A 12,007-nucleotide genomic window follows, 5' to 3' on the forward strand; every position below is an offset into this window, starting at 1 on the left:
AATATGTTAGTAGTGCATACAAAATTCACCGAAAATATCTGAGCTGGAGAGGCCATGTCCCACTTTCCCGAGACGCCGAACTTCACGGGATTCAATACCCCGTCCCGCATAGAAGCCGACATCGCTGACCTTGCCCACAAGGGTACGATCCCGGGCGAACTCAACGGTGCTTTCTTCCGCGTCCAGCCCGACCCGCAGTTCCCGCCTCGGCTTGGCGACGACATCTCCTTCAATGGCGACGGGATGATCACCCGCTTCCACATTCACGACGGGCAATGCGACCTGCGCCAGCGTTGGGCCAGAACCGACAAGTGGTTGCATGAGAGAGCGGCTGGGCGCGGTCTGTTCGGTGCCTATCGCAACCCACTGACGGACGACGAGGCGGTCAAGGGTGTCTACCGGTCCACTGCCAATACCAATGCATGGATCTATGCAGGAAAGCTCTGGGCGATGAAGGAAGACAGCCCTGCCTTGCTGATGGATCCCGCCTCGATGGAGACGATCGGATTCGAGACCTTCGGAGGGACCATGCGGGGGCAGACTTTCACTTCGCATCCCAAGGTGGATCCGAAGACCGGCAACATGGTGGCGATCGGCTATGCCGCCTCGGGCCTGTGCAGCGACGACGTGGCCTATTACGAGGTCGATCAAAGCGGAGCACTGGTGCGCGAGGTCTGGTTCAAGGCGCCTTACTACTGCATGATGCATGACTTCGCGATTACCGAAGATTACCTCGTCATCCACATCGTCCCCTCGATCGGCAGCTGGGAGCGACTGGAGCAGGGGCTCCCGCACTTCGGCTTCGATACGACTATGCCCGTTTACCTTGGCGTTTTGCCGCGGCGCGAAGGCGTGAGCGGCGATCAGATCCGCTGGTTCCGTCGGGACAATTGCTTTGCCAGCCATGTCCTGAATGCCTGGCAGGAAGGATCGCAGATCCACTTCCTGACCGCCGAGGCAAAGAACAACATGTTCCCGTTTTTTCCGGATGTGCATGGAGCACCGTTCAACGGGCAGGAAGCGATGAGCTATCTGACCGACTGGACGGTCGACATGGCATCCAACGGAGCCGAGTTTTCGGCGATCACCCGCCTGACCGACACGGCGGCCGAGTTTCCCCGCATCGATGATCGGTTTACCGGTCTCAGGACCCGCTACGGCTGGATGCTGGAAATGGACATGCGCCGTCCGGTAGAGATCCGTGGTGGAAGTGCAGGTGGGTTGCTGATGAACTGTCTGTTCCTGAAAGACCTGGAGACAGGACGTGAGCAGCATTGGTGGTGCGGTCCCGTCAGCAGTCTGCAGGAACCCTGTTTCGTGCCGCGCTCACCGGATGCCCCGGAAGGCGACGGCTGGATCCTGCAGGTCTGCAATCGCCTGGAGGAGCATCGCAGCGACCTGTTGATCTTCGATGCGCTGGAGATCGAGAAGGGTCCCGTGGCGACTATCGAAGTGCCGATCCGCCTGCGCTTCGGGCTTCACGGCAACTGGGCCGACGCCGACGCCATCGGCCTCGCTGCCTGAAGCACCGGTAGGGGAAGTCGCGCCGGCCTTCAGCCAGACTGGCCGGCGCGCTTCAGCAGATTGCCTTCGTCGCGTGCAGAGCGCCGGGCGATCAGTACCATCAGGACGACAATCGGCACTGCCACGAAGTTGATGCACAGCATTGCAAGGCGAAGGTCGCCCGTCGCGTCCGACACCAGACCGACGACGTAAGGCCCGACTCCCATGCCAAGGATTGTCATGACCAGCAGATAGAGGCTGGCGGTTAGGCCGCGCATGCGCGGGAGCACCTGATCATACAGGATCGCATAAAGCGGGGGCATCCAACCGGTCAGAAGCAGGCCGTAGAAGACGAAGCGCAAGTAGAAGTCGGAAGGCGCATCTGCGGTGTAAACCCATAGCGAAAGCAGGGGCGAAACGCCCATCGATACGAGCGCGATCATGGCGCGGCCGCTGCTGGGAAAGCGCTGGTGAAGGCGATCCGACAACGACCCCCAGAACAACGGGCCGACTATGCCTGTCGCGGCCGAGAGCAGGCCGAACTGCAAGGCGGCTTCGGAAAGCGAGAGATCGTAGGTGCGGATCAGGAAGCTTGGATTGAATGCCATCAACCCGTAGTTGATTGCCGATTGCAGCGTGCCTACCGCGATTGCCATGATGAGTGTCGGCGAACCGGCGAGCACGCGGAATGCCTGACTGTCGCTGGCCTTGATGCCTTGCAGAAGGTTCACGATGGTCAGCAGGCCGATGCCGATGACCAGCCATTGCAGGACGTGGGGGTCGATGGCGAATGACCCGAAGCCTAGTGGCGGGCGCGGCGAGTGTGCTGCGCCAATCCGGGACAGGACAGCCATGCCAAGGACGAGCGCGAAGAGCACCGCAAGGTTCAGGGCGATGCTGCGCGCGCCAGCCTTGCGGCGCTTCATGGCCACGAGGTGCAGGCCCGGCGTGACAGCGCCGAGCAGGGCAAGGCTGGATCGGAACGGATGCGGATCGGTAGGGGAGGAAATGCCGTCCATCGCGCCGCGTTCCGGCTCCCTGAGGTGCCAGAGAAACCAGGCAAGGATGAAGCCCGGCGTCGCGGCGACGAGAAAGGCGAACTGCCAGCCGCGCAATTTGAACGGGGCTTCGCCAGGCGGGAACGCATCGGTCCAGGTCTGTGCGGCGACCCCGCCCAAGACGAGCGATCCGCCAAGCCCCAGCGCAATGGCCGCGGCGAGGACCGCCATTACGAAGCCGCGACGATGGCGCGGCCAGTAGTCGTAGATCAGCGATGTGCCCGCAGGTTGCGTCGCCGCTTCGCCGATGCCCACGCACAGGCGCGAAGCTGCGAGCATCGCAAAGCTGGAGGTCAGGCCGGCGATGGCGGTGGCTGCCGACCACAACAGGATGCTCAACGACAGGAGACGACCCCGAAGCCAGCCGTCCGCCAGGCGTCCGACCGGCAGCGAGAACAGGGCGTAGAACAAGGCGAAGACCGTTCCGAACAGCAGACCCATCTCGGCATCGCCGATCTTCAGGTCCTCCTTGATCGCTGGCGCGAGAATGGCGAGTATCTGGCGATCGAGTAGGCTTAGCGCATTGGTGAGTGAAATCAGCGCAAGCGCGTACCATCCGCCACGGGCGATTTTGCGCGGTGGCTCGAAAGTGCGATCCGCTTTGAAGGCGTTCCTGACGTCTGCCTTCACAGGTCGAACCACCGTTCAGCGTTGGTCTGGAAGAACTTGCGTTTGCTCTCCGGTGAGAGGTCCATCACATCCAAAGCGCGGACTTCATCGGCTTCGTACTGGTAAGGGTAGTCCATGGCGTACATTACCCGATCCTCGCCCATCACTTGCCGGGCGAATTGAATGGCAGGTTCCCAGGCCATGCCGCTGCAGGTCACGAGGACATTGCTGCGAAAATACCCGGCGATCGTCCTTTTCAGCGGGCGCATGCGTTCGTATCGCTGCGAGCGGATGCCGGCCTGGTGCATGTAGTCGAGGCGATAGAGCCAGTAGGGCAGGGCCTCGCCCATGTGGCCGACCATGATCTGCAGATCGGGGTAGCGGTCGAAGATGCCAGCCGTGATGAGGCGCAGAAGATGCATGCCTGTCTCGACTCCGAAGCCGTAGATCGCCCCGTCCAGGCCGGCATCGAGAAGAGGGCCGATCATGGAATCGGGCGGCGTGCCGGGATGGATGTACAGGGGTTGGCCGACGTCGCCCAGCGCGCGGAAGATCGGGTCGAAGAAGGGCTCGTCCAGATACCGGCCCTGCGTGTGACTGTTGATCTGGACGCCCTTGAAGCCGAGCTGCGTTGCGCCCCGCAGGATTTCGCGCGCCGACCATTGCGGGTCCTGCGGTGCGACGGCGGTCATGCCGATGAAGCGGTCGGGATGGGCTGCGCAGCGTTCGGCCAGCCGGTCGTTCGCGTTGCCCGCGATGCGCCGTGCCTCTTCCATGTCGAGAAGCGGCTGAACGCCGGGGGAGGTCAGCGCCAGCACTGCCTTGTCGATCCCGGCTGCGTCCATGTCGGCGAGACGTTGCTCGCCCAGATCCAGCAGGCGTTCGATGATCTGCGTGGCCCGAGCGCTCGGGCTCTGCGCATAGAACCCCCAGAGCGAGGTCATCCCGCGGTCGGCCGTGCCATCGCGGACCATTCGCAGATATACATCGATCTGGTCCCGCGTGGCGAAGGCTTCCTCGGTGGCGATGCGCAAGTAGCCTTGCCTGCCGCCGGTCTGCAAATCGGCAGCGGTCGCGATATCTGACATCGTATGAATTTCCTTCAGCCTTCGTGGACGGCTTTTGCGACCAGGCAGGCCATGAGCCCTTCCGGTCCATCTTCATGCCCATGACCGGACCATTTGACCCCGCCGAAGGGCGCATCCGCACCGCCGATCATCGACGTGTTGATCCCGAGCATTCCGGTTTCGAGCTGCGCGGCGAGGCGCTTCTGACGAGCACTGTCCCGCGTCCACGCATAGGCCGCGAGGCCATAGGGCAGCCGATTGCCTTCCGCGATCATGGCTTCCTCATTCGGATAGCGGTTGATCAGGGCGACCGGTCCGAAGGGTTCGTCATTCATGATCCGGGCCGTCTTCGGCACGTCTCGAAGGACCGTTGGTGCATAGAAGAAACCCCGGTTTCCAAGGCGTTCTCCGCCGGTCTCCAGCCGGGCTCCCGCCTCGAGCGCTTCCTTCACAAGCGTATCGATCGCTTCCACCCTCCGGGCATTGGCGAGCGGGCCAACCTGGCTTGCGGGATCGAGGCCTTCTCCGACATTGAGGGCCTGCGCCCGTTCGGCGAAACCGTCGCAGAAGGCCTCGAAAATGCCGTCTTCGACTATGAAGCGCGTCGGTGAAACGCACACTTGCCCGGCATTGCGATACTTCTGCGCGACAAGCGTATCCAGCGCGCGGTCGAGATCGGCATCTTCGAAGACCAGCACGGGGCCGTGGCCGCCCAGTTCCATCGTCGTGCGCTGCAGGCCCGCCGCGGCAAGCGTGCCGAGGTGGCGCCCCACCGCAGTCGAGCCGGTGAAGGATAGCTTGCGGATCACCGGACTTGCCAGCAGGTGTCGGCTGACTTCATGCGGCACGCCGAATACGGCCTGTGCCACGGAGGAGGGCAGGCCAGCATCCAGCAGGCACTGCAGGACAGCCAGGGCTGACGCGGGTGTTTCTTCCGCCGCCTTGAGAATGACCGAGCAGCCCGCAGCAATCGGTGCTCCGAGCTTCCGTCCGGGATTGCCGATCGGAAAGTTCCAGGGCGCGAAGGCGGCGACCGGGCCGACCGGTTCATACTGGACGGTCGATCGCATCCCCTCGGGCCGCACGAGGGTCCTGCCGTAGATGCGAAAGGTTTCGCCTGCGTAGAATTCGAACAGGCCGATGTTCATGGCTACTTCGATGCGCGCTTCGGCAAGGGTCTTGCCCTGTTCGAGCACGGCGACCTGCGCGATGTCCTCGCATCGCTCGCGCATCAGTCGCGCCGCGCCCTGCAGCACTGCAGCGCGTTCCTGAGGCGATGACCTGCGCCAGAGCCGAAAGCCGGAAGCGGCGACGTCAAGGGCGCGGTCGAGATCCTCAGTCCGAGCGAGCGGCAGTTCGGCCAGCTTTTCGCCAGTGGCCGGATTTAGCACGGTGTGGGTGCGTCGTCCTTCGCCGGAGATGCGTTCGCCGTCGATTATCATGGAAAGCGTAGGGTACTGGATCATGCCTCACCTGGATCGAGCTGGTGGCCAACCTGTCGCCGTACAGTGGCGCGCGGTGACAGGTTGGCAGGTGCGGATGGCAGGGATTACGTGGCCGGGAAGCCTTCCTTGCGTGCATATTCGCGATCGATGTCGCCCTGCCATCTCTGCGCGACCATCGGCTTTCCGGTGATCGGGTGCGGCATGTGGAAAGGCAGAAGTTTGTGTGTCGGCCAGAGCCAGTGATCTTCGATCAGGGCATCGGGGCCACTAGGATCCTGCGGGTAAAGCTCCTTAGGGAAGGGCACGTATTCGGCTTTCGTGAAAGCCCAGCCCTTGTCGAAATCGGCATGCCAGTGCGGGAAGTAGTTGAGTACATGGATGCGCCACACGCCGTCCACCTTGCGATAGGTGTTCTCATAAATGCCGCCTTCCCACCATTGCCGCGCGCTTGCGGTGAGCGGATTGGAGGCATCGACGAAATCGCGGTGACGACCGGCCTGCATCATCGAACGGGCCCTGGCATGGGCCGTCACGCCGTCCGGATCGATGGTAACTATGTCCTGCAGCTGCGGATGATCGAGCAGGAAGCCGTCGATCGGGCCGTTGTTGCCGTGGGTGAAACGCTTCTGGAACCGCTCGACGTAGAGCCGGCGCACGCCTTCCTTGCCCTTCCAGACGCCGCCGAAGAAGCGGACTTCGCCGTCGTCCGTGAACAGGTCGATGACTTCGTTGTACATGCATTTGTCGATCAGATAGCCGTAGAGGTGCTGCAGCTTGCGCACGTCCAGTTCGTCTTCACGCTGGGTAAGGCGCTGTGAGAGGTTCGCAACTTGTGCCTCGAGCACGGCAATGCGGTCGGTCTCTGCCATTTCAGTCTTCTCCTTGTTGTTATGAATGCCGTCCGGACATCAGCTTCCTGCTGCCTCGAGGCGCTCGATCTCTTCGCGATAGGGGCGAATGGCGCGGTAGATGCACAGGGTTGCAAGCGGCATCAGGACTACCGCCGTGATCTCCAGTGCCAGCCAGAGCTTGGCCGGATCGACGACAACGTACTGCGCAACGAGGCCGATCGCGAAGCTGCCCATCGCTCCGAAGAACGTGAACATGAACAGGTAGATGGCGGTCACCTGTCCGCGCATGGCGCCTGGGGCGACGCGCTGGATTGCCGCATTCTGCGGCACCGCGCCACCTATGCCAAACATCACGCCTATCGACATGACGAGAATGGAGAGCACGGCGGAAGGCATGAGCGGCGCAAGGATCGCGCAGATCGTGACGGCAACGAAGCAGATGAAGGCCGCGCGTACGTTCGCATCCTTGTGCCGCCTTGCGAGCCATTCGACGAGGGTGCTGCCTAGCAGCAGGCCGAGAAGCGAAGCTACGAGTATCGAGGCCGATGTCACGGCGCCGATCTGGGCCTCGGTCCAGCCGTACGTGCGGATCAGGAAGGGAACCCGCCAGAATGCGAACCCGGTGCTTTCCAGTGCGCTCAGGGCAAGACCGAGAAACATCGGGTAATAGACCTTGCGATTGGCGCGGATGGCCTTGGCCGCATCGAGGCCGGTGAAGGTGAGCGCCCGCCGGACGAGACCCGTACCGGTTCGCATGGCGGGTGCCTCGCCGGCAGGCAGTCTTCTGCGCGGTTCGCGAACGGTCAGGAAGAGCAGGGCGATGAAGAAAGCTGGGAGTCCGGTCCAGATCAGGATCCATTGCCAGCCAAGGATCTGGATCGGTCCGATCTCGGTAGGTGCCCAGGACGCGGTCAGCGCAATGAGCTGTCCTCCGACCAGCGGTCCCAGGGTCGATCCGCCGATGAAACCGAACTGCAGGATCGCAAAAGCGCGCGTGATCTTCGCAGGGGGGAACATGTCAGCGATGAGCGAATAGGATGAGGGGGCATGGGCAGAGCCACCCGCTGCAAGGAATACGCGGGTCCCCACGAACTGCGTGAAGGTCTGCGCGATCCCGCCAAGAACGGTGACGAAACCGATGACGGAAACGCCTCCGGCGAGCACGTACTTGCGCGGCCAGATGTCTGCCAGACGCGCAAGTGGAATGCCGACGAAGAGATAGCAGATGATGCTGGCGGGGCCCGCGAGGAAGCCGAGTTGCGAATCACTCAGTCCGAAATCGATCTTTATTCGTTCGGCCAGCATTCCGAACACAACCTGATCGAAGAAGGTCATGAAGGTCGCGAGCACGATGACAGTCAGGGCCCAATAGGCTGAAGCTGAACTTGGCCATTCCCGCGCGTCTGCACGCTCCGGTGCTGCAATTTGCGGGGACTGTTCCAGCGTCGCGACATTGGCAGTTGCTAAGGCCATGGCTTCTCCCATTCGTCCTACAAATGCCTTCTTGGGCACGGGATCAATCGTGAATGTTTGTCTTGCATACTAACTTTGGATGGTGAACAAAAGAGGGGAGATTCGTTTCGACGCAGGAAAAACATTCAGAGAGGACGCAAATCATGCAGGATCTTCAGGGTAAGACCGCATTCGTGACAGGCGGCGCCAGCGGCATTGGGCTCGGCATTGCCAAGGCCTTGCTGGGCGCAGGCATGAACCTGACGATTGCCGATATCCGCCAGGACCATCTCGACGAAGCCGTTGCCGAACTGGATGGCGGTGGCCGGGTTCTTGCGATCAAGCTGGACGTGACCGACCGCGAGGCCTTTGCCGCGGCTGCAGACCGCGCAGAGGCGAAGTTCGGCAAGATCCACATGCTGCTCAACAATGCAGGCGTTGCGGTTGTCGGCCCCACCGACCTTGCGACCTATGCCGATTGGGACTGGGTGATGGGCGTCAATCTCGGTGGCGCAATCAACGGGATTGTCACGATTTTGCCGAGAATTCTGGCCCATGGCGAAGGCGGGCATATCGTCAACACGGCGTCGATGTCTGCATTGGTGCCGGCGGCAGGCACGACGATCTATTCATCCGGCAAGGCCGCGGTCGTTTCCATGATGGAATGCATGCGACCGGAACTGGAATCGCGCGGCGTGATCTGCTCGGCCTTCTGTCCGGGCGCCGTTCAGTCGAACATCGCCGAGGCGGGCAAGACCCGGCCGGAGGAACTGAGTGCAACCGGCTATGCCGAGGCGGACAAGCGCCGGCAGTCAGGTGACCAGTTCTTCCACCTCTACCAGACGAAGGAAGAGGTGGGGCAGCGGGTGCTGCGCGGCATTGTGAATGATGAGCTTTACATCCTCACGCACAGTGAGTTCCTGGACGGTGTGCGCGAACGGGGCGAAGCGACCACTGCTGCGGTTCAGACCCACCTCCCGGAGAATGAAGAATATAAGCGTACCTTCGCAATTTTGTTCCGAAATCCGGCCATCGCTGATGAAATTGAGCGCCAGACCGCGCTGCGCGCCGATCAGCTCTCCGAAATCAGCGCGGCCTGAGGAAATGGTTATGCAGGATCTTTCGGGAAGAACGGCCTTCGTAACCGGCGGGGCAAACGGTGTCGGGCTGGGGCTCGCGCGTGCGCTCGTGGCGGAGGGCTGCAAGGTCGCCATCGCAGACATTCGCGAGGATGCCTTGGAGCAGGCATTGAAGCTCCTCGAAAATCAGGAAGTGATGGGCGTGCAGCTCGACGTTTCCTCGCGTGAGGGCTTCGCCGAGGCCGCCGATAGGGTGGAGCGCGAACTCGGACCGGTCAGCCTGCTGTTCAATAATGCCGGCGTGAACCTCTTCCAGTCGATCGACGAATCTTCATACGACGATTGGGACTGGTTGCTTGGGGTCAACCTGCACGGTGTGATCAATGGCGTGGCGACTTTCGCGCCGCGCATGAAGGAGCGAGGGCAGGGTGGCCATATCTGCAACACGGCCTCCATGGCCGCTTTCCTGGGCAGCGGTGTGCCCGGCATCTACAATACGACCAAATTCGCCGTACGAGGATTGAGCGAATCGCTGCGTTACAGCCTTGCCCCGCACGGGATCGGTGTATCGATGCTCTGTCCTGGCCTGGTCAAGACGCATATCTTCGCCAGCGATGAGATACGGCCTTCGACGCTCCGGGCCGGGGCGAAAGACGTGAACAGGGCATTCGTCAGCCAGCTTGAAAAAGTCCATGAAGCCGGGATGGAGCCCGAAGTGATCGCGCAGCGCACGATCGATGCGGTGAAGGAGAATCGCTTCTACATCTTCTCGCACCCGGAATTCCGCGAGGAACTTGCAGAGGTCTTTGCCGAAGTGATCGACGCATTTCGGGATTATCCTGCAGATCCGGGGCTGGATGCCCGGCTCAAGATCGAGGAAGGGCGGCGCGCCCGGTACAAGGAGGCGCGCGAAGCGGCCCGAAGCATGACGTAATCCGGGAGGCTGTGGCGTTCTTTCCGCATGCGATGCCGCAAGGCCGTACCTGCGCGGTAGGCCGTATAGACGCATCGCCGATCTCTGGCGTTCCTACACCGGGCTTGCGCTGCTATGGGCTTGTGCCGATAGAGGGGCTGACCGGACGTTCGCTGTCCCGGTCGGGTCGTGCAGGAGGGGAAGGCGTGAATTCGGGCCGCGTCACGGCATATGATGTTGCGGGTCTGGCGGGCGTATCGCAGTCGACGGTATCGCGCGTCCTCAACGGCAAGACTTCGGTGCGGCCGGACATTCGTGTGCGTGTCGAGGAAGCGGCCCGCAAGCTGGGCTATATCGCCAATGCCACCGCTTCCAACCTGCGGCGCAGCACCACGCGCACAATTGCTCTTGTCGTGCTTTATGACGATCAGGAAGGTATCGGCTCGCTCAATCCCTTCTACACCACCTTGCAGGGCCACATCTCAGTGGCGGCCAATGCTAAGGGTTATGCCGTCCTCACCTCGCTGATGAGCGAGAAGATGGGCGATGTCGGCCTTGTCATGCGAGGGCTGGCCGATGGTTACATCGTCATCGGCAGCGGCCGGGACAAGGTCTGCTGGGATCGTTTCCGGGCGCTCGCCGATGATGGGGTTCCGGTAGTGGGATGGGGCATCGCCTCGCAGCGCCTCTCGGCGATCTCCGCGGCCAATTTCGCCGCGGCAGCCGGCGCTGTCGAGCATCTCGTTGACATCGGTTGCCGGGCGATCGCCTGTCTCTCGCCGCGGCCTGGCGACCAGCGGCAATTTGCCGATCGCGTCGAGGGCTACCGGTCGGTCATGAGCCGCTGCACCATGAAGGAAGTGGTGCGCTATTCTGATGTGCCGACAGATCGGCTCGAGCAGGGCTTCAAGCTGATGCACCAGGTGCTCGACGAAGGCGCAGAGGTCGACGGAATTTTCGCCACCTGTGATCTCATGGCAATCGGAGCGTTGAGGGCCTTGCACGAGCGCGGGCTGCGTGTGCCCGGGCAAGTGGCCTTGTGCGGTTTCGATGGCATCTATGCGACGCGCCTTACCAATCCATCGATCACGACTGTCGAACAGGACATGCCGGGCATTGCCAGACGGCTCGTCTCGAACTTCATCGGGGTATCTTCGGGCGATGCCATCGATACGACCCCGGTGCCGGGCAAGCTGGTGATCCGCGAAAGCACCAGGCGATAGCGGCCGTCAGACCTGACCTCGCGCCTTGAGGCTGGCGCGAGTTTCGCCTCAGCAGTGGCTCAGGGATCAGGTTTCGATCAGGATGCGTACGCGATGGGGATCGACGCCGATGAGCTGTGCAATCTCCACCTTCTTGCTGGCAATGACCGAGCTTGACGCATCGAATGCAGTAACCTGGCGCGCTTCGTCCTGCACCATGTCGGGACGTTTGCCGTAGAGCAGTTCCCTTTCCGGAACGCCGAGCACCCTGGCGATCGTCTGGACCATGTTCTGCCGCGGAGAGACAGTGCCTTTCTCCCATTTCCACAGGGTAGGGCGGCTCACGCCGATCTGGCTGGCGAAATGATCCACCCCAAAGCCTCGCTCGCGGCGCAGTCGTTTGATGCGGGCACCGAGAGTTTCGGAAGTGACGGCTTCTTCATCGGCGCGCGGTTCCGGTGGACTTTGCAGTTGCACCTTCCTGATCGTGGCGATGGAAAGGGCCTTTTCGAATTCGCATGCGAAGATCGTTTCGGCTGCCCAGACGATGCTGGCGTTGCGCGTTTCTCCTTCGGGAAAGAGGATCGACAGCGGTTCGCCGACCGAGAGGGGAGCCGATGTTTCGAGCAACATCCCTGTCTTCGAGAGATTGGTGACGGACACCGACTCGCGCTGCCCCTTGAAGCTGGCGGCGGTCCCTTCAAGGCTGAGCTTGCGGGTGGGTTGCCCGTGCAGGTAGCCCGTTCGGCTGCGCAGATTTATCTTGGCCATCACTGTCATCTGACAACTCCGCGTCCTGAGCCGTTATCCATGATCGGTCATTGTGCT

Annotated in this window: 10 protein-coding genes; 4 read left to right on the forward strand and 6 right to left on the reverse strand. The window is 62.0% G+C overall.

Features of this window, described 5'->3' with window-relative positions:
* The first annotated feature begins 54 nt into the window (after window positions 1-54).
* Window positions 55-1,524, forward strand: coding sequence for a carotenoid oxygenase family protein (locus PP1Y_RS12050; protein WP_013832489.1), 1,470 nt, complete (start codon window positions 55-57; stop codon window positions 1,522-1,524).
* Between the two features lie 29 nt (window positions 1,525-1,553).
* On the opposite strand, the gene PP1Y_RS12055 is transcribed toward PP1Y_RS12050, so the two are convergent.
* The 5 genes from PP1Y_RS12055 to PP1Y_RS12075 all read right to left on the reverse strand — a co-directional run bounded on the left by PP1Y_RS12055 (window position 1,554) and on the right by PP1Y_RS12075 (window position 8,006).
* Window positions 1,554-3,191, reverse strand: coding sequence for an MFS transporter (locus tag PP1Y_RS12055; RefSeq protein WP_013832490.1), 1,638 nt, complete (start codon window positions 3,189-3,191; stop codon window positions 1,554-1,556).
* A complete protein-coding gene (locus tag PP1Y_RS12060) occupies window positions 3,188-4,258 on the reverse strand; it encodes an amidohydrolase family protein (protein WP_013832491.1) in 1,071 nt (356 codons plus the stop codon). Before PP1Y_RS12060 ends, PP1Y_RS12055 begins: the two co-directional genes overlap by 4 nt.
* A 14-nt stretch (window positions 4,259-4,272) precedes the next feature.
* Complete coding sequence (locus PP1Y_RS12065; protein ID WP_013832492.1) at window positions 4,273-5,703, reverse strand: NAD-dependent succinate-semialdehyde dehydrogenase; 1,431 nt, start codon at window positions 5,701-5,703, stop codon at window positions 4,273-4,275.
* 83 nt (window positions 5,704-5,786) lie between these two features.
* Window positions 5,787-6,551 (reverse strand): nuclear transport factor 2 family protein, encoded by a 765-nt coding sequence (locus PP1Y_RS12070; protein WP_013832493.1) that lies wholly within the window; start codon window positions 6,549-6,551, stop codon window positions 5,787-5,789.
* A 39-nt stretch (window positions 6,552-6,590) separates the two neighbouring features.
* On the reverse strand, window positions 6,591-8,006 hold the full coding sequence (locus PP1Y_RS12075; protein ID WP_013832494.1) for an MFS transporter: 1,416 nt from the start codon (window positions 8,004-8,006) through the stop codon (window positions 6,591-6,593).
* 143 nt (window positions 8,007-8,149) lie between these two features.
* On the opposite strand from PP1Y_RS12075, the gene PP1Y_RS12080 reads away from it, so the two are divergent.
* The 3 genes from PP1Y_RS12080 (at window position 8,150) to PP1Y_RS12090 (ending at window position 11,200) form a co-directional block, all read left to right on the forward strand.
* Entirely contained in the window at window positions 8,150-9,085 is a 936-nt protein-coding gene (locus PP1Y_RS12080) for an SDR family NAD(P)-dependent oxidoreductase (protein ID WP_013832495.1), read from the forward strand.
* Window positions 9,086-9,095: 10 nt separating this feature from the next.
* Window positions 9,096-9,998 carry an SDR family NAD(P)-dependent oxidoreductase gene (locus tag PP1Y_RS12085; protein ID WP_013832496.1) on the forward strand — a complete coding sequence of 301 codons (903 nt, stop codon included), beginning with the start codon at window positions 9,096-9,098 and terminating at the stop codon, window positions 9,996-9,998.
* 185 nt (window positions 9,999-10,183) lie between these two features.
* Window positions 10,184-11,200, forward strand: coding sequence for a LacI family DNA-binding transcriptional regulator (locus tag PP1Y_RS12090; protein WP_232512653.1), 1,017 nt, complete (start codon window positions 10,184-10,186; stop codon window positions 11,198-11,200).
* Between the two features lie 66 nt (window positions 11,201-11,266).
* On the opposite strand, the gene PP1Y_RS12095 is transcribed toward PP1Y_RS12090, so the two are convergent.
* Entirely contained in the window at window positions 11,267-11,950 is a 684-nt protein-coding gene (locus PP1Y_RS12095) for a helix-turn-helix domain-containing protein (protein WP_013832498.1), read from the reverse strand.
* Window positions 11,951-12,007: the final 57 nt, after the last annotated feature.

Source organism: Novosphingobium sp. PP1Y (assembly GCF_000253255.1).
Classification (GTDB): domain Bacteria; phylum Pseudomonadota; class Alphaproteobacteria; order Sphingomonadales; family Sphingomonadaceae; genus Novosphingobium.